Raw genomic sequence first — 17687 nt, forward strand, 5'->3', positions numbered from 1 at the left:
CAAGAGAAGTGTTTCAATCGGAGCCGGAAAGGCTCTAAGAGCAGGGCTGGAAGCAACGATAGACGGAAGCAGGAATGAGACTGGGCGGAAGGCTGGCGGCGGCCATCGAAGTGCTTGAAGACATCGGCCGGCGGCATCGGCCGGTGGCCGACGCCTTGCGCGACTGGGGCTTGTCGCACCGCTTTGCCGGTGGCGGCGACCGCGCGGCGATCGGCAACATCGTCTACGATGCGCTGCGCCGCAAGCGCTCGGCCGGCTGGCTCTTCGGCGAGGAGACGCCGCGCGCCATCGGCTTCGGCGCGTTGCTGCTGGAATGGGGCCAGACGGCGCGGTCGCTGAATGACGCTCTCGACGGCGACAAATTCGCGCCGCCGCTGCTCAGCGCCGCCGAACTGAAAGCGGCAGCCTCCGGCAGGCTCGCCGATGCGCCGGATGCCGTGCGGGCCGATGTTCCGGACTGGTGCGCGCCGCTCCTCGAACACGCCTTTGGCGATGCCTGGGTCGAAGAGGGCGCGGCTCTCGCGATGCGCCCGCCGCTGGATCTCAGGGTCAATGCGCTGCAGGCAGACCGCGGTAAGGTGCTGACGGAACTCCAGGGCACCGGTGCAGCAGCTGCCGCAATCGCGCCGCACGGCATCCGCATCCCGCCGATCAATGGCGACGGCAGGCATCCGAACGTCCAGGCCGAGCCCGCCTTCCAGAAAGGCTGGTTCGAGGTGCAGGACGAGGGCTCGCAGCTTGCAGCAGCGCTCGCCGGCGCCGAGCCGGGCATGCAGGTGCTCGACTATTGCGCGGGCGCCGGGGGCAAGACCCTGGCGCTTTCGGCAGAGATGGACAATCGCGGCCAGGTCTTCGCCCATGATGCGGAAAAGGTGCGGCTGGCGCCGATCTTCGAGCGCATCCGCCGCGCGCACAGCCGCAACATCCAGGTCGTCAGCAAGCCCGCGGAACTCGCGCCGCTCACCGGTCATATGGACCTCGTGCTGATCGATGCGCCCTGCACCGGCAGCGGCACCTGGCGGCGGCGCCCGGACGCCAAGTGGCGGCTGACGGACAGACAGCTCGATGCCCGCAAGGGTGAGCAGCAGGCGATCCTCGACATGGCGCAGGCTTTCGTGAAGCCCGGCGGGCTGCTGGTCTACATCACTTGCTCGGTGTTCGATGCCGAAAACGGCGAGCAGGTCGCAGCCTTCCGCGAGCGCCACGGCGACTTCGCGCCGGTCGACCACCGCCAGCTCTGGGACGGCCGTTTCCCCGGCCACGAGAGCGCTGCGCGTATTGGCGAAGCCGGTGGCATCTCGCTGTCGCCGGCGCTCAGTGGCACTGACGGGTTCTATTTCCACGCCCTGCGCAGGGCCGCATGAGGGCAGCCGGCATTTGCTGCGCTGCAACATAAGCGATTGCCTGTCCTGCCTGCCTCTGCAATAAGCTTCGCCAGCAAAAATGAGGCGAAGGCCATGGCAGCCAAGATCGTACCCGCTCCCGACTATGAGGATCGCGTCAGGACTTCCTTTGCCCGCCAGAAGGCCATGGCCACCATCGGCGCGGAGCTGACGCTGGTCACGCCCGGCATCATCGAGATCGAGATGCCCTATGCCCCTTCGCTCACCCAGCAGCACGGCTTCCTGCATGCCGGCGTCATCTCGACCGCGCTGGACTCGGCCTGCGGCTATGCCGCCTTCTCGTTGATGCCGCAGAATTCCAGCGTGCTGACCATCGAATTCAAGGTCAACCTTTTGGCGCCGGGGAAGGGCGAGCGCTTCCTGTTCCGCGGCTCGGTGACCAAGCCAGGCCGCACCATCATTGTTGCCGACGGCCAGGCCTATGCCTTCGCTGCCGATGGCGAGGCCAAGCTGATCGCCACCATGACCGGCACAATGATGACGGTGGTCGGCCGCGACGGCATCGAGGGGTGATCCATGGCGACCGTTGCGCGGTTAGGGGAAAAATCCGTCCTCTTCGTCATGGCGGCCGAGGCCGAATACGGTCCGCATCTCAAAAAGCTGTTCACGCCGCTGATGACCGGCGTCGGCCCGGTCGAGGCCGGCGTGCGCCTCGGCGCCGAGCTCGCCACGTTGAAGGCCGAGGATGCGCTGCCGGATCTCGTCGTATCGCTGGGCTCCGCGGGGAGCCGAACGCTCGAACAGACCGAAATCTACCAGGCCGTGTCGGTGAGTTACCGCGACATCGACGCTTCGCCGCTCGGCTTCGCGAAGGGCGCGACGCCGTTCCTCGACCTGCCCGTGACGGTGCCGCTGCCCTTCGTCATTCCCGGCATCAGGACCGCGACGCTGTCGACCGGAGGCGCCGTCGTCACCGGGGCCGCCTATGACGCGATCGACGCCGACATGGTCGACATGGAGACCTTCGCCTGCCTGCGCGCCTGCCAGCTGTTCGGCGTGCCGCTGATCGGCCTGCGCGGTATTTCCGACGGCGCGGCCGATCTCAGGCATGTCGGCGACTGGACCGAGTATCTGCACGTCATCGACGAGAAGCTGGCGGCGGCGATAGGTCTGCTAGAGCAGGCGATTGCGTCCGGCGCGATCGGCCTTACTTAATGCATGTCGCCCAAAAGTGCGCAGCGGTTTTGGGAGAACGACATGCATCAGATGAAACTTGAAGCTCGTCGCCTAGGCCCGTTCGACGCGACGCGCTTTAGGCGTTTTGGCAAGGACCGAACGCCGCAACGCGCCACCATTGCGCCGAATCGGTTCTTTCTTTAAAGGCTCGCCATGACGACACATCCCGACACCGTTCTCATCATCGACTTCGGCAGCCAGGTCACGCAGCTGATCGCGCGGCGCGTGCGCGAGGCCGGGGTCTACTGCGAGATCGTTCCGTTCCAGTCAGCCGCAGAGGGCTTCCGCCGCATCCGGCCGAAGGCCGTCATCCTGTCGGGCAGCCCGCACTCGACTGTCGACATCGGCTCGCCCCGCGCGCCCGACGAGGTCTTTTCGTCCGGCATTCCGGTGCTCGGCATCTGCTATGGCGAGCAGACGATGTGCGCTCAGCTCGGCGGCAAGGTCGAGGCCGGCCATCACCGCGAGTTCGGCCGGGCTTTCCTGGAGATCGAGGACGACTGCGCGCTGTTCGACGGTGTCTGGGCCAGGGGCACGCGTCATCAGGTCTGGATGAGCCACGGCGACCGCGTCACCGCCATTCCGGAAGGATTCAAGATCGTCGGCACCTCCACCGGCGCGCCCTTCGCAGCGATTGCCGACGAGGCACGGAAGTTTTACGCGGTGCAGTTCCATCCCGAGGTCGTCCATACCCCGGACGGCGCCAAGCTGCTGAGCAACTTCGTCCACCATATCGCCGGCCTCAGCACGGGCTGGACCATGGCTGCCTATCGCGAGCAGGCGGTCGAGGCGATCCGCAAGCAGGTCGGCAAGGGCAAGGTGATCTGCGCGCTGTCGGGCGGCGTCGATTCCTCGGTCGCTGCGCTCCTGATCCACGAGGCGGTCGGCGATCAGTTGACCTGCATCCTCGTCGACCACGGCCTGATGCGGAAGGACGAGGCGAAAAGCGTGGTGGAGATGTTCCGCCAGCATTACAACCTGCCGCTGATCCTGGTCGACGCTTCCGACCGCTTCATTTCGGCGCTGGAAGGCGAGAGCGATCCGGAAAAGAAGCGCAAGACCATCGGCCGCCTGTTCATAGAGGTGTTCGAGGAAGAGGCGAAGAAACTTGGCGGCGCCGACTTCCTGGCGCAGGGCACGCTCTATCCCGACGTCATCGAAAGCGTCTCCTTCTCCGGCGGCCCGTCGGTGACGATCAAGTCGCATCACAATGTCGGCGGCCTGCCCGAGCGCATGAACATGAAGCTGGTCGAGCCGCTGCGCGAGTTGTTCAAGGACGAGGTGAGGGCGCTGGGCCGAGAGCTCGGCCTGCCCGAAAGCTTCATCGGCCGTCATCCGTTCCCGGGTCCTGGCCTTGCCATACGCTGCCCGGGCGGCATCACCCGCGAGAAGCTGGAGATCCTGCGCGAGGCCGACGCCATCTACCTCGACGAGATCCGCAAGGCCGGCCTCTACGATGCCATCTGGCAGGCCTTCGCCGTGCTCTTGCCGGTGCAGACCGTCGGCGTAATGGGCGACGGCCGCACCTACGAATTCGTCTGCGCGCTGCGCGCTGTGACCTCGGTCGACGGCATGACGGCCGATTTCTACCACTACGACATGAACTTCCTGGGCGCCGCCGCCACCCGCATCATCAACGAGGTGAAAGGCATCAATCGCGTCGTTTACGACGTTACGTCGAAGCCCCCGGGCACCATCGAGTGGGAATGATTCAGGCCCATCCGAACACCGCTGAAATTGCGCTAGAGTTCGATCTAAGTCACTGAGATAAAAAGTAGTTTTGGCCGGCAATTTTCGCCGGTTATCGGTGTGCGTCGTTTGGAGCTGCCGTACCGGTTGCCGGACCTCACCCACATTGCCACGATGATTTTTGACAGTACCGTCACGTCACAGAGGGCTTCTGACCGTACCTTTTTCCACGCCAAGCAGCTGAAAACTAAAGGTAAATTCTGCAAATCAGCCCTCAAAACCTGATGACGGTACTTTAAGCTTCCGCGAAGTTCGGCCATCAGGCGATTACGTTCAATGGCTCGCCATAGCTACCATTTGCAAGGTCCACGAGCCCTGGACGGGAGCAAGGCGGAACAATCCGATTGCCGGTGAGTTTTCAAGATGAAGGGCGCATCTGTTTCGGAGGAAGACTGGGATGAAACGCGTCCTTGCCCAAAATGCGGTACGGCTGATGCTGGGCGGCGTAACCGCCTGTCTGCTTATGGTCGTTGATATCCCCAACCCGATTGCACCATTCTCGCTAGTGTCGCAGGCAAGGGCCGCCACCGAGGTTTCGATCAGCACATTCTACGAAGACCTGTCGTCCCATGGCGATTGGGTCTCGTATCATGGAGCGACCGTTTTCGTGCCAGTTGATGTACCTGACGATTGGCGCCCGTATACCTTGGGCCATTGGGTCTATACAGAGGAGTATGGCTGGCTCTGGGTATCCGACGAGCCATTCGGCTGGGCGACGTACCATTACGGCCGGTGGGGCTATGCCGACGATATCGGCTGGTACTGGGTTCCGGGCACTCGCTGGGCCCCAGCATGGGTGACTTGGCGTCGTGACAGGGGGCACATCATTTGGGCTCCGCTGCCGCCGCGCCGTGATCCGGACTTGATTTCAATCGAGGTAACCTTCGACACGACGCCGGATTATTACTGGGTTGTGGTCCCTAGCCGCGAATTCCTTGCTGCCGACGTTTCTGTCGCTGTTATCCGTGATAGGTCCGAGTTTGTGCGGATTGTCGAGGCGGCCCAGCCGGCCGGCGACGTGACCATCCAGAACAACGTGGTGGTCAACAAAGTCATTGATGTTGATGTGATCGAAAAGGAGACGGACCAGAATGTGACTGCCGTCAAGGTCAGCAAGACCGACGCGCCCGAGCAGTCCGGCAAATTGGAAAATGACACGGTCGCGGTCTTCGAAGGTGAGGTGAAAGCCGACCCCAAGGCAAAACCAGCTAAGCTAAAGGACATCGAGCAGGTGAAGCAGGTTCAGGCTGGCCGTAAATCGAAGCCGACCGAAGGCGCAAGGGCCGATGGGGCGGAGCCGGAAGAGACCGCCAAGCCTGAGCAGCCCGCCGCCGAGCAGCAGCAGGCCGAGCCGGAACAGGCCGCCAAGCCTGAGAAGCCGAAGGGCAAGAAGCAGCCCGCCGCCGAACAGGAGGCCGAGCCGGAACAGGCGGCCAAGCCCGAGAAGCCGAAGGCCAAGACGCAGCCCGCCGCCGAGCAGCAGCAGACCGAGCCGGAACAGGCTACCAAGCCTGAGAAACCGAAGGCCAAGAAGCAGCCCGCCGCCGAGCAGCAGGCCGAGCCGGAACAGGCTGCCAAGCCTGAGAAACGGAAGGCCAAGAAGCAGCCCGCCGCCGAGCAGCAGGCCGAGCCGGAACAGACGGCCAAGCCTGAGAAACGGAAGGCGAAGGAGCAGCCCGCCGCCGAGCAGCAGCAGGCCGAGCCCGAGCAGGCGGCCAAGCCCAAGCCACGGGGCCAGAAAAACAAGGCGTGCGATCCGCAGACTGACGCGAACTGCTAGGCGGCCGCGAAGGAAAGTCGATTGCACAGCCGCCGGAGTTACCCGGGGCGAGTCAGCGACACTCGTCTTTGCAGTCCGAGTCCCTGCGATTCTCCCCGACGTTCCTCGGCTCCGATAGCGTCGGATCCTTGGCGGCGGATGGGCCGAGTGCCGGGACGTTGTTCTGGACCGTCATGACCAATGTTCGGCGGCCGGCGCGCGCATGTCGGTGGGCGGGCCACTGAACGCAGCAAGGGCGAAGCAGTCGTGGCGCTCGAGGAGAAATTCACGCGCTATCGCCAACACGCTGACGGCTGGTCTGCGCTGCCGAAGCGAAGGGCATGTGAAATCGGGCAGGGCGATGTTGGAACCATTGCCATTTGCCACAGAAGCCGGGCTAGGCCGCGCGTGAGCCTTCGGAGGTAGTGGGGTGCAGAAAACGCGTCAGGGGGGCCTATTTCGTTCACCTGTCGCGCGCCTGTCGAGCGGCGGCACTCGACAAAAGCCGCCGGTGAACAACTCCTGGGACCTTCGCCCCTTGTCGAAGTTCGGTCGCTGGGCGGCGCTGTTGCGTCGGGATGGCATATCGGCCCCATTGGAAAGGGCTGACTGATCAGAAGAGGAGACCCGACAAAAGAGCCCGTCCCTTACCGTTGAAACGATGTCGGGGACGGATGCAGTATTGCCTACGCGAGGACCGCCTCAGCTAAAGAAGCCGCTGAATGGGTGACCGGCCGCCACGTACAGGACCGGCGAGTCGAGACCCAATGGGTTCGCGTCACCGACGACACCAATCGAGCGGTCTACAAATTTGCTCCAGATAGGAAAAGCCCGCCGCCGAGAGGCACCGGCCCCTCACTTCTTACCCGCCCGCGGCGCAAAGATTTCAATTCCCAACATCTCTCGCCGTGCGACTACGGGGGCCGGCAGAAGGCAAACGGCGATGTAAAAACACGCAATAGAAAGTTGCGATGAAAATAGAGGCAGAAGCCCAAAATTTGACAACGCGTTGAAGCGGAAGCGGCCGTTGAAAACTTGAGTTGAAATTATAACCAACTGTAACTGATCGATTTTTTGCCCGGCACTTTGGACTGTCAGGTTTGGCACGTCGCTTGCACCGCAATGTTGCAATGCAAAACAACCAGCTTGGGAGTGTGCAATATGAGGGGAAGTTTCTCGACAATAACAAAAATGTTCTCGGCTGGCGTTCTCGCGGCCAGCCTGCTGACGGCGCCCGCCAGGGCGGCCGACGACACGATCAAGGTCGGCATCCTCCATTCGCTCTCGGGGACGATGGCGATCTCGGAGACGACGCTGAAGGACGTCATGCTGATGCTGATCGAAGAGCAGAACGCCAAGGGCGGCCTGCTCGGCAAGAAGCTCGAGGCCGTGGTGGTCGATCCGGCGTCGAACTGGCCGCTGTTTGCCGAAAAGGCGCGCGAGCTGATCTCCAAGGACAAGGTCGCGGCGGTGTTCGGCTGCTGGACTTCGGTCTCGCGCAAATCGGTGCTGCCGGTGTTCTCGGAGCTCGACAACATCCTGTTCTATCCGGTCCAGTATGAGGGCGAGGAGAGCGAGCGCAACGTCTTCTACACCGGTGCTGCCCCGAACCAGCAGGCCATTCCGGCCGTCGACTACCTGATGAGCGCCGATGGCGGCTCGGTGAAGCGCTGGGTGCTCGAAGGCACCGACTATGTCTACCCGCGCACCACCAACAAGATCCTCGAAGCCTATCTGAAGTCGAAGGGCGTGCCGGCCGAGGACATCATGGTCAACTACACGCCGTTCGGCTTCTCCGACTGGCAGACCGAAGTCTCGGCGATCAAGAAGTTCGGCTCGGCCGGCAAGAAGACGGCCGTGATCTCGACTGTCAACGGCGACGCCAACGTGCCGTTCTACAAGGAACTGGGCAACCAGGGCATCAAGGCCGAGGACATTCCAGTCATGGCCTTCTCAGTCGGCGAGGAAGAACTGGCCGGTCTCGACACCGGACCGCTGGTCGGCCACCTCGCCGCCTGGAACTATTTCGAGAGCGTCGACACGCCCGAGAACAAGAAGTTCATCGACGACTGGCACAAGTTCATCAAGAACGACAAGCGCACGACCAACGACCCGATGGAAGCCCACTATATCGGCTTCAACATGTGGGTGAAGGCAGTCGAGAAGGCCGGCACTACCGATCCGGACAAGGTCATCGACGCCATGGTCGGCGTCTCGGTGCCGAACCTGACCGGCGGCTATTCGACGATGATGCCGAACCATCATATCACGAAGCCGGTGCTCATCGGCGAGATCCAGGCCGACGGCCAGTTCGAGACCGTCTCGCAAACGCCCGGCCTTGTGATGGGCGACGAATGGTCCGACTACCTGCCCGATTCCAAGAACCTGATCTCCGATTGGCGCGCGCCGCTCAGTTGCGGCAACTTCAATGTCGCCACCGGCAAGTGCGGCGGCAAGGGCACCAACTGACCCTCCCAGGTCTGTCGGGTCGCCGCGTGGCCCCGCGATCCGAGACCGCGGCCCGGGCGGGCCTTCGCGTCCCGCCCGGGCAGAAACCTCAAACGTTCGAGATCCGCTGAAGCTGATGATCCTGTTGCGCGCGATTGGCTTGACGCTGCTGCTGACGATGGCAAGCCTGCTGCCGTCGAAGGCAGGCGAGGCCGATCTTCGCGCGGCAATAGCCAAGTTCGCTAGAGCGACTAATTTCTCGGCCACGGAAGCCATCGTGCGCGAGCTCGCGACCAGCGGCGATCCGGCCGTCGAAAGGCCGCTGTCGGCGCTCGCCGACGGCAACCTCTATATTCGCAAAGCCGATTCCCAGGTCTTCATCGGCAAGGACGCGGCGAGCGGTGTCGAACTGCTCGATCCTTTCAGCGGCGACAAGTCCGCCGATGCCGCCAAGGCCGATCTCACCAAGATCAAGGTCAACAACGGTCTTCGCCGCGCTATACGCGACGCGCTGGGGACGCTGACGCTGCGCGCCAAGGACGCGAGCGTGCGCCTTGCCGCCGCCGCGACCATGTTCAAGACGCCCGACGCGGCGAATATCGAACCGCTCGATGCCGCGATCGCTGCTGAGACCGACCCAGCCGTCAAGACGATGTTCGTGCAGGCGCGCGCGGCGTCGGTTCTGGTTTCCGACAAGCCGGAAGCCGACAAGCTCGCCGCCATCTCGGCCATCGCGGCGCGCGGCGACCGCGATGCGCTTTCCCTGCTGACCTCCGTTGAGGCTGGCGCGCAGGGAGCGGTCAAGAACTTGGCAACCGCCGCGATCGGCCATATCAATTCGACGCTGGCATTGTGGGATGCCGGCCAGAACATCTGGTACGGCATATCACTCGGATCGGTGCTGCTGCTCGGCGCTATCGGTCTCGCCATCACCTTTGGTGTCATGGGCGTCATCAACATGGCGCATGGCGAGATGGTGATGCTCGGCGCCTACACCACCTTCGTCGTCCAGCAGGTGATCCGCACGTCGTTTCCGAGCCTCTTCGACTGGTCGCTGGTCATCGCGCTGCCGCTCGCCTTCCTGGTCTCGGCGCTGGTCGGCCTCGTCATCGAGCGCGGCGTCATCCGCTTCCTCTACGGCCGGCCGCTGGAGACGCTTCTTGCCACATGGGGCGTCTCGCTGATCCTGCAGCAGGCGGTGCGCACCGTCTTCGGCCCGACGAACCAGGAGGTCGGCAATCCGTCCTGGATGTCGGGATCGTTCGACATCGGTCAATTGGCCATCACCTGGAACCGGCTGTGGATACTGGTGTTCGCGCTGCTGGTGTTCGGTGTGCTGCTCTACGTCATGAAGCGAACGCCCTGGGGCCTGCAGATGCGTGCCGTCACCGCCAATCGGCGCATGGCCGCATCCATGGGCATCAGGACGCCTTGGGTCGACGCGCTGACTTTCGCGCTCGGCTCCGGTATCGCCGGGATCGCCGGCGTGGCGCTCAGCCAGATCGACAACGTCTCGCCCAATCTCGGCCGCGGCTACATTATCGACAGTTTCATGGTCGTGGTCTTCGGTGGCGTCGGCAATCTCTGGGGCACGATGGTCGGCGCCTTCTCGCTCGGCATCGTCAACAAGTTCCTCGAGCCGTACGCCGGCGCGGTGCTTGGCAAGATCGTCGTGCTGGTACTGATCATCCTGTTCATCCAGAAGCGGCCGCGCGGCCTGTTCGCGCTGAAGGGCAGGGCGGTGGAAGCATGATCACGCAGCGCTTCTTCGGCACCGACCGGCGCATCGCGATCGCCATCCTCGTCCTGCTGGCGGCGGCCGTCATCGTGCCGCTGCTAAACCTCGCGGTGTCGCCTCAAAGCGCCTTCTACATTCCGCCTTACATCGTCACTTTGGTCGGGAAATATCTCTGCTACGCGCTGCTGGCGCTCGCGCTCGATCTGGTCTGGGGCTATTGCGGCATCCTTTCGCTCGGCCACGGCGCCTTCTTCGGGCTCGGCGGCTATGCGATGGGCATGTATCTGATGCGTCAGATCGGCTCGCGCGGCGTCTATGGCAATCCCATCCTGCCGGACTTCATGGTGTTCCTGAACTACAAGGAACTGCCCTGGTTCTGGCACGGCTTCGACCATTTCTGGTTCGCCGTGCTGATGGTGCTGGCCGTGCCGGGCCTACTTGCCTTCGTATTCGGCTGGTTCGCCTTCCGCAGCCGCGTCACCGGCGTTTATCTCTCGATCATCACCCAGGCGATGACCTATGCGCTGCTGCTTGCCTTCTTCCGCAACGACATGGGTTTCGGAGGCAATAACGGCCTGACCGATTTCAAGGACATCCTCGGCTTCAACATCCAGGCCGACGCGACGCGCGCGGCGCTGTTTTCAGCAAGCGCCGTGACGCTGGCGTTCGCCGTCTTTGTCACCGCGGCGATCGTGCGCTCCAAATACGGCAAGCTGCTGATGGCGGTGCGCGACGCCGAAAGCCGCACCCGCTTCCTCGGCTGGCGGGCCGAGAATGTAAAACTCTTCGCCTTCAGCGTCTCGGCCGTCATGGCCGGCATCGCCGGCGCGCTCTACGTGCCGCAGGTCGGCATCATTAATCCCGGCGAGTTCGAGCCCGCCAATTCGATCGAAGTGGTGATCTGGACCGCCGTCGGCGGGCGCGGCACCATCGTCGGCCCGATTATCGGCGCGCTCCTGGTCAATGCCGGCAAATCCTGGTTCACCGGCGTGCTGCCTGAATTCTGGCTATTCGCGCTTGGCGGGTTGTTCGTCGCCGTAACGCTGTTCCTGCCCAAGGGCGTGGTCGGCATGTGGGATAGCTGGCGCGGCAAGGCCAGGGCGCTGCGCGCGGCCTCGCTCGCCGCGAAAGCCGGCATCGACCCGCCGGAAGCGCAGCCGAAGATCGAGCGCTCGGCGGCGAGAACGCCGGGCGCGTGGTCGGCCAACGGCCCCGAACCGCAGCCGGCGGAGTAAGCGACCATGAGCAAGTCGAACACCATCCTCTATCTGGACGGCGTCTCGGTCTCCTTCGACGGCTTTCGCGCCATCAACAACCTGTCGCTGGTGCTCGACAAGGGTGAGATGCGCGCCATCATCGGACCCAACGGCGCCGGCAAGACGACGATGATGGATATTGTCACCGGCAAGACGCGGCCGGACGAGGGCGAGGTATTCTTCGACGGTCAGGTCGATCTCACCCGGCATGACGAAGCCGAGATCGCCATGATGGGCATCGGCCGCAAGTTCCAGAAGCCGACCGTCTTCGAGAGCCACAGCGTCGAGGACAATCTGATGCTGGCGCTGAAGGGGCCGCGCTCGATCTTCCCGGCGTTGTTCCATCGCCGCTCGGCGGCCGAGACGTGGCGCATCGACGACATACTCGGCATCATCCGCCTCGGCGACAAGCGCGACGAGATCGCCGCCAATTTGAGCCACGGCCAGAAGCAGTGGCTGGAGATCGGCATGCTGCTCGCGCAGGATCCGAAGCTGCTTCTCGTCGACGAACCGGTCGCGGGCATGACCGACGCCGAGACCGAGGAGACCGCGCGCCTGCTCAAGGACATCGCTCGCGACCATTCGGTGGTCGTCGTCGAGCACGACATGCACTTTGTGCGCGAGCTCGGCGTCAAGGTCACCTGCCTGCATGAGGGCTCGGTGCTGTCCGAAGGCACGCTCGATTTCGTTTCGGCCGACGAGCGCGTCGTTGAAGTCTATCTGGGGCGGTGAGCATGGTCTGGCGGGTTCCGTTCCACCGGTTCGATGTTGCGTTCCTGAAGCGCTGGAGAAGGGCCTGACCATGCTCGAAGTCTCCAATGCCACGCTGCATTACGGCGCCGCCCAGGCGCTGCGCGGCGTCTCTCTGAAAGCCGGCGCCGGCAAGATCACCTGCGTGCTCGGCCGCAATGGCGTCGGCAAGACCAGCTTGATGAGATCGATCGTCGGCCATCACCGGCTGACGAGCGGAAGCGTTGCCTTCGAGGGGAAGGCGCTCGACCGGAGCGCGGCGTATGACCGCGCCCGGTCGGGCATCGCATTCGTGCCGCAGGGCAGGGAGATCTTTCCGCTGCTGACGGTGCGTGAGAATCTGGAATCGGGCTTCGCGCCGCTGAGGCGCGCCGACCGCAACATCCCGGCCCATGTATTCGAGCTGTTTCCGGTGCTGAAGCAGATGCTGGGGCGCCGCGGCGGCGATCTCTCCGGCGGCCAGCAGCAGCAACTCGCCATCGGCAGGGCGCTGGTCATGCGGCCCAAGCTGCTCGTGCTCGACGAGCCGACCGAGGGCATCCAGCCCTCGATCATCAAGGACATCGGCCGTGCCATCCGCTACCTGCGCGACCAGGCCGGCATTGCGGTGCTTTTGGTCGAGCAATATCTCGATTTCTGCCGCGAGCTTGCCGACGAGGTCAACATCATGGACCGCGGCCGGATCGTGCATACCGGCCCTGCCGAGGATCTGGACAGGCCCGATGTACGCAAGCTCCTTACTGTCTAGGTTCAGTCGTCATCCTTTGGCCGAAGCGCCGCAAACAATGTCGTTTCGATGGAAAGTCCGTAGAAGCGCGCCATGTTCTGCGCGGCATCCTGCGTTCGACATTAAGCCGATAGGGCTGAGCAAAGCATGAAATAAGAATCGCCGATCGGGGAATGCTCGTACAACGACACTTATAAATCGCTTGTCGCGCAGCGCCCACCCGCTCCAATCCGCGGCCGCGGTTTGCTGGGGGCGAACTTCAGTCTCAGCCATCCGAAAGCGACCTTCTGCTCACCCAACACGCCGTCATTCGAACAGATGGAAGCTCCCTTCTTGCGCGTCAAAGGACGCCTGGCGCCCAGGTGATCGACTCGCCTCGTCAGGCTCCGTGATTGAAGCGATCTATCTTAAAATCGTCGAGGGGCGTTTCGCAGTCACCAGTCGTGATAAGCTCGGCCATGGCGTCGCCGACACCCGGACCGAGCTGGAAGCCGTGCCCGCTGAAGCCGAAGGCGTGGAACAGGCCCGGCGTTGTCGCCGAGCGTCCCATGACCGGCAGCATGTCGCGGACATAGCCTTCGCAGCCGGACCAGGTGCGGATGACCGCGACCTGGGCGATCGCCGGCAACAGCCGCGCGACGGCCCGCAATTGCGTCGGCAGGCGCATGGGGTCGGCGGTCGCATGGCCCGGATCGAGATCGACCGGTACCCTTTCGGCGGCGCCGCCGAAGACGATGTTGCCGCGCTCGACCTGACGCAGATAGGCGCCATAGTCCTTGTCGCGCGTCCAGATGCCGACCACCGGCAGGATCCGGTGCGGCAGTGGCTCGGTCACGCCCATTTGCGGGCCGCGGGCATCGAGCGGGACCTGTTCGCCGAACAGCGCAGCGACGCGCGCGCCCCAGGCGCCGGCGGTGTTGAGCAGGCCTTCTGCGGCGAAAGCGCCTTTTGAACTGGCGACAAGGAAACCGGAGTCGGTCCGCTCGATCTTTTCGACCCGAGCTTCGTCGATGATTTTCGCGCCCAGCTTGCGGGCGGCCTCGGCGAAGGCCGGCGCGATCAGCCGCGGATTGCCGCTGCCGTCATGCGGAGAGAACGACGCCGCGATCGCGTCCGGACCGAGGCCGGGAAAACGCGCGCGGATCTCGCGCGGGCTGAGCTCCTCCAGCTCGAGTCCCCAGGGACGCGCCGCCTCGGCATAGCTGCGCATGTCGGCGAGACCGCCTTCATCGAAGATCAGCCGCACGTGACCGGTGGCGCGGAATTCCACATCGCGCCCCAGCATTTTTTCGGCCTCGCCCCACAGCCGGAGCGAGCGGTGGGCCAGCGGAAGCTGCGACAGATGACGCCCCGTGCGCCGGATGTTGCCGAAGGAGGCGACGGTTGCTCCACCGCCGATCCGGTTGCGCTCGATCAGCGTCACGCGGGCGCCGCGCTTGGCCAGGAAATAGGCGGAAGCCGTCCCCATCAGGCCGCCGCCCAGCACGATCACATCCATTGTCGTTCCTTAGCGCAGAGGGCTGATCCTGATCCATCTTGTCGGCGCTGCAGCAATGCGTCAAAGATGGCTTTGGATAAAAGCCATAAGTTTTACCTATGGAGTAGGAATGCGGGCCCGGCAGCTCGAAGTGTTCATCGCCGTCATGCGCGCCGGCACCGTGACCGCCGCGGCGCGAATGCTGAACATCTCCCAGCCCGCGCTCAGCCAGATATTGCTCCACACTGAGGACGAGCTCGGCTTCACGCTGTTCGAGCGGGTCAAGGGCAGGCTGCGGCCGACCCCTGAGGCGCTCGAGATCTTTCCCGATGCCGAGAGGCTGTCGGCGGGGCTCGACGGCCTGCGCCGCAAGACCACCGATCTGCGTCTCGGTCGGACCGGACTGGTGCGGGTCGCCGCCTCGCCGCCGCCGGCCATGGCGATATTGCCGCGCGCCTTCACCGCATTTCGGGCCCAGCATCCCGACATGCTGCTGCGTTCCCATAGCGCGCCGATCGCCGCGATTGTAGACATGCTGCGCGCCGGCGATGCCAGCCTCGGCGTGGCCATGGATGACCGCCTGCCTCCCGATATCGAGGCCGAGGTGATCGGCAGCGTCGGCTTCGCCTGCCTGCTGCCGCGCGGACACGCGCTGCAGAAGAAGCCCGAGCTGACGCTCGCTGATCTCGTGGGGCAGGAACTGATATCCTATCGCGGCAACACGCGTCCCGCCGACGAGCTGGCCCACGCGGCCCGCGCGCAAGGCGTGGCGCTTTCGCCGTCGCTGGAGATCGACATTTCGATCTCTGCGGTCGGCTTCGTCCAGGCCGGCCTGGGCGTCGCTCTCGTCGACGCGCTGCTGCCGTGGCGCCAGTTTTCCGGCCTCGCTGTCAGGCCGCTGGCGGGCGGCCCGGAATTCCCGATTGCGCTGCTCGCGTCGCGCGCACGAGCCCTTTCGAGGGCCGACGAAACGATGCGCGATGACATCCGTGCGGCCTGCTCCGCCGTTCTCGGCGAGCATAGCGTCAAGGTATAAGTAGGACTTATATTCTTGCCCATCATCCGTCTTGGACCGTGACCGTCCGCTCGTGCGAGTTTCCGAGAGACAGAAAGGAACGCATCATGGATGGAGCCGTTGCGGCGGATGAGGCGCGGAAGAAGGCCGACTGGAAGGTCGGCGTCGATATCGGCGGGACATTCATCGATTTCTGCGCGCTCGAAGCAAGCTCCGGACGCGTCGCTTCGCTGAAGGTGCTGACGACGCCGGAAGATCCGGGTGCCGAGCTGATGACGGGGCTCACCTTGCTAGCCGAACGCGAAGGCTTCGACCCGACCCATATGACGCGCTTCGTGCATGGCACGACCGTCGGTATCAACACGATCATCCAGCGCAAGGGCGCGCCGCTGGCGCTGTTCACCAATGCCGGCTTCGAGGACGTGATCGAGCTCGCGCGGCTTCGCATGCCGGACATGTATTCGCTGTTCTGCGCGCGGCCGGATCCGCTGATCTCGCGCGACATGGTGTTCGGCATTCCGGCCCGCATGCGCGCCGATGGCAATGAATCCCAGGCGCCCGACACGGCGGCGGTGGAGAGCGCGGTCGCGGCCGCGAAATCGAACGGGGCGCAGGGGATCATCGTGTCTTTCCTTCATTCCTGGTGCAACGCCGCGCAGGAAACCTCGGTAAAGGCGGCGATCGCGCGCCTGGCGCCCGACCTCTTCGTCTTCACCTCCGCCGAGGTGTGGCCGGTCATCCGCGAATACGAGCGCAGCTCGACCGCCATTCTCAATGGCTATGTCCATCCGCGCGTCTCCGGCTATCTGACCGCGCTGGAAGAGCGGCTGAAGCATCGCGGCGTGCCGGCCCGGCCGATGCTGACGAAGTCGAACGGCGGGCTGATGAACGCCGCCGAAGGCAAGCGCGCCTGCGTGAACATGCTGCTGTCGGGAACGGCCTCGGGCGTCATCGGCGCCTCGTGGCTGGCGCGTCAGGCCGGCGAGGATAAGGTTCTCACCCTCGACATCGGCGGAACCTCGGCCGATTTCGCGCTCATCATAAACGGCGAGCCGCAGTTCGGCACCGGCGAGCTGATCGGCGAATTTCCGCTGCATATCCCTTCCGTGTCGGTGAGCTCGATCGGTGTCGGCGGCGGCTCGATCGCCAGCGTCGACACGCAAGGAGTGCTGCGGGTCGGGCCGGAATCGGCCGGTTCGACGCCGGGACCCGCATGCTACGGCCGTGGCGGCGAGCGGGCGACGGTGACCGACGCCATGGTGGTGTGCGGATGGCTCGGCCATAGCGAGATGGCCTATGGCCAGCTCAGCATCGAGACCCAACTGGCGCATCGCGCGGTCGGCGAACTTGCGATGCGGCTCGGCCGTCCGGTCGAGCAGACCGCGCAGGCGATCCTCGACATCGCGGTGTCGGAAATGTTCGTCGAGGTCGAGAAGCTCGCCTCGCGCGCCGGCGTCGATCTGCGCGATTTCACGCTGATGCCATTCGGCGGCGGCGGCCCGATGCTTGGTGCCTTCCTGGCCCGCGAGCTCGGCATCAAGCGCGTCATGGCGCCCCGCCGCCCCGGTGTGGTATCGGCGCTGGGTGGACTGGTGGCTGATCTGCGCGGGGACTTCATCCGCACCATCTTCAGCCCGCTATCCGGCGCGTCGCTTCCCGGACTCCGCGAGGCCTTCGAGGCGCTGGCGCAGGAGGGCCGCGACTGGCTTGCGGCGCAGGGGCACGATGCGGCCGCGCAACTCACACTCTCCTGCGACATGCGCTACTTCGGCCAGAGCTATGAGATCGAGGTCGTCCTTTCGCCCCAATGGCTGGAGGACGGCGACGCGGCCGCGATCGAGCAGGCATTCCACCGTACCCATGAGCAGCTCTACGACTTCCACGATCCGGACGGCGCGATCGAGCTCGTGAATGTTCGGCTGTCCGCGATAGGCGCAGGTCCGGCGCTCTCCTTCCCCGAGACCGAGGAGATCAACGTCCCGACCCATCCGGCGCGCCGGGTGCCGGTCTACACCGGTCTGACCGTCGAGACCATCGACCTCCATGACCGCCAGACCCTGGTGCCGGGCAGCGCGTTTCACGGGCCTGCGGTGGTGGTCCAGGAAGATACCACCTTCGCTCTCCCCGCCGGAACGCAGGCGCGGGTCGATCGCCACCTCAATCTCGTTCTGACTTTCGCGGAGTGACGC

Annotated in this window: 13 protein-coding genes; 12 read left to right on the forward strand and 1 reads right to left on the reverse strand. The window is 64.4% G+C overall.

The window, feature by feature from the left end; translation table 11 throughout:
* The first annotated feature begins 74 nt into the window (after positions 1–74).
* The 10 genes from CK218_RS04075 to urtE all read left to right on the forward strand — a co-directional run bounded on the left by CK218_RS04075 (position 75) and on the right by urtE (position 13027).
* Complete coding sequence (locus CK218_RS04075; RefSeq protein WP_067327394.1) at positions 75–1364, forward strand: RsmB/NOP family class I SAM-dependent RNA methyltransferase; 1290 nt, start codon at positions 75–77, stop codon at positions 1362–1364.
* A 93-nt stretch (positions 1365–1457) separates the two neighbouring features.
* Positions 1458–1916 carry a PaaI family thioesterase gene (locus CK218_RS04080; protein ID WP_066989431.1) on the forward strand — a complete coding sequence of 153 codons (459 nt, stop codon included), beginning with the start codon at positions 1458–1460 and terminating at the stop codon, positions 1914–1916.
* Positions 1917–1919: 3 nt separating this feature from the next.
* On the forward strand, positions 1920–2558 hold the full coding sequence (locus tag CK218_RS04085; protein WP_095826948.1) for a 5'-methylthioadenosine/S-adenosylhomocysteine nucleosidase: 639 nt from the start codon (positions 1920–1922) through the stop codon (positions 2556–2558).
* Between the two features lie 174 nt (positions 2559–2732).
* Complete coding sequence (gene guaA, locus CK218_RS04090; RefSeq protein WP_095825772.1) at positions 2733–4289, forward strand: glutamine-hydrolyzing GMP synthase; 1557 nt, start codon at positions 2733–2735, stop codon at positions 4287–4289.
* 436 nt (positions 4290–4725) lie between these two features.
* Positions 4726–6108 carry a DUF6600 domain-containing protein gene (locus CK218_RS04095; protein WP_143749597.1) on the forward strand — a complete coding sequence of 461 codons (1383 nt, stop codon included), beginning with the start codon at positions 4726–4728 and terminating at the stop codon, positions 6106–6108.
* 1170 nt (positions 6109–7278) lie between these two features.
* On the forward strand, positions 7279–8556 hold the full coding sequence (urtA, locus tag CK218_RS04100) for an urea ABC transporter substrate-binding protein (protein ID WP_245434881.1): 1278 nt from the start codon (positions 7279–7281) through the stop codon (positions 8554–8556).
* A 115-nt stretch (positions 8557–8671) separates the two neighbouring features.
* Positions 8672–10288 (forward strand): urea ABC transporter permease subunit UrtB, encoded by a 1617-nt coding sequence (gene urtB / locus CK218_RS04105; protein ID WP_095826951.1) that lies wholly within the window; start codon positions 8672–8674, stop codon positions 10286–10288.
* On the forward strand, positions 10285–11508 hold the full coding sequence (urtC, locus tag CK218_RS04110; RefSeq protein WP_066989205.1) for an urea ABC transporter permease subunit UrtC: 1224 nt from the start codon (positions 10285–10287) through the stop codon (positions 11506–11508). Before urtB ends, urtC begins: the two co-directional genes overlap by 4 nt.
* Before the next feature lie 6 nt (positions 11509–11514).
* On the forward strand, positions 11515–12261 hold the full coding sequence (gene urtD / locus CK218_RS04115) for an urea ABC transporter ATP-binding protein UrtD (RefSeq protein ID WP_066989203.1): 747 nt from the start codon (positions 11515–11517) through the stop codon (positions 12259–12261).
* Between the two features lie 70 nt (positions 12262–12331).
* Entirely contained in the window at positions 12332–13027 is a 696-nt protein-coding gene (gene urtE, locus CK218_RS04120; protein WP_095826952.1) for an urea ABC transporter ATP-binding subunit UrtE, read from the forward strand.
* 358 nt (positions 13028–13385) lie between these two features.
* Here urtE and CK218_RS04125 read toward each other — a convergent pair whose 3' ends face one another.
* Positions 13386–14504, reverse strand: coding sequence for an FAD-binding oxidoreductase (locus tag CK218_RS04125; RefSeq protein ID WP_095826953.1), 1119 nt, complete (start codon positions 14502–14504; stop codon positions 13386–13388).
* Between the two features lie 109 nt (positions 14505–14613).
* Between CK218_RS04125 and CK218_RS04130 the strand changes: the two genes are divergently transcribed.
* On the forward strand, positions 14614–15519 hold the full coding sequence (locus CK218_RS04130) for a LysR family transcriptional regulator (RefSeq protein WP_066989197.1): 906 nt from the start codon (positions 14614–14616) through the stop codon (positions 15517–15519).
* Positions 15520–15605: 86 nt separating this feature from the next.
* Positions 15606–17684 carry a hydantoinase/oxoprolinase family protein gene (locus CK218_RS04135; protein WP_095826954.1) on the forward strand — a complete coding sequence of 693 codons (2079 nt, stop codon included), beginning with the start codon at positions 15606–15608 and terminating at the stop codon, positions 17682–17684.
* The last annotated feature ends 3 nt before the right edge of the window (positions 17685–17687 follow it).

The sequence above is a fragment of the Mesorhizobium sp. WSM3879 genome (genome assembly GCF_002294915.1).
GTDB lineage: Bacteria > Pseudomonadota > Alphaproteobacteria > Rhizobiales > Rhizobiaceae > Mesorhizobium.

What these genes read in the sequence shown, in the direction of transcription:
- CK218_RS04075 (WP_067327394.1), top strand. Translation starts at nt 75, where the DNA reads ATGAGACTGGGCGGAAGGCTGGCGGCGGCCATCGAAGTGCTTGAAGAC.
- CK218_RS04080 (WP_066989431.1), top strand. Translation starts at nt 1,458, where the DNA reads ATGGCAGCCAAGATCGTACCCGCTCCCGACTATGAGGATCGCGTCAGG.
- CK218_RS04085 (WP_095826948.1), top strand. Translation starts at nt 1,920, where the DNA reads ATGGCGACCGTTGCGCGGTTAGGGGAAAAATCCGTCCTCTTCGTCATG.
- guaA (WP_095825772.1), top strand. Translation starts at nt 2,733, where the DNA reads ATGACGACACATCCCGACACCGTTCTCATCATCGACTTCGGCAGCCAG.
- CK218_RS04095 (WP_143749597.1), top strand. Translation starts at nt 4,726, where the DNA reads ATGAAACGCGTCCTTGCCCAAAATGCGGTACGGCTGATGCTGGGCGGC.
- urtA (WP_245434881.1), top strand. Translation starts at nt 7,279, where the DNA reads ATGTTCTCGGCTGGCGTTCTCGCGGCCAGCCTGCTGACGGCGCCCGCC.
- urtB (WP_095826951.1), top strand. Translation starts at nt 8,672, where the DNA reads ATGATCCTGTTGCGCGCGATTGGCTTGACGCTGCTGCTGACGATGGCA.
- urtC (WP_066989205.1), top strand. Translation starts at nt 10,285, where the DNA reads ATGATCACGCAGCGCTTCTTCGGCACCGACCGGCGCATCGCGATCGCC.
- urtD (WP_066989203.1), top strand. Translation starts at nt 11,515, where the DNA reads ATGAGCAAGTCGAACACCATCCTCTATCTGGACGGCGTCTCGGTCTCC.
- urtE (WP_095826952.1), top strand. Translation starts at nt 12,332, where the DNA reads ATGCTCGAAGTCTCCAATGCCACGCTGCATTACGGCGCCGCCCAGGCG.
- CK218_RS04125 (WP_095826953.1), bottom strand. Translation starts at nt 14,504, where the DNA reads ATGGATGTGATCGTGCTGGGCGGCGGCCTGATGGGGACGGCTTCCGCC.
- CK218_RS04130 (WP_066989197.1), top strand. Translation starts at nt 14,614, where the DNA reads ATGCGGGCCCGGCAGCTCGAAGTGTTCATCGCCGTCATGCGCGCCGGC.
- CK218_RS04135 (WP_095826954.1), top strand. Translation starts at nt 15,606, where the DNA reads ATGGATGGAGCCGTTGCGGCGGATGAGGCGCGGAAGAAGGCCGACTGG.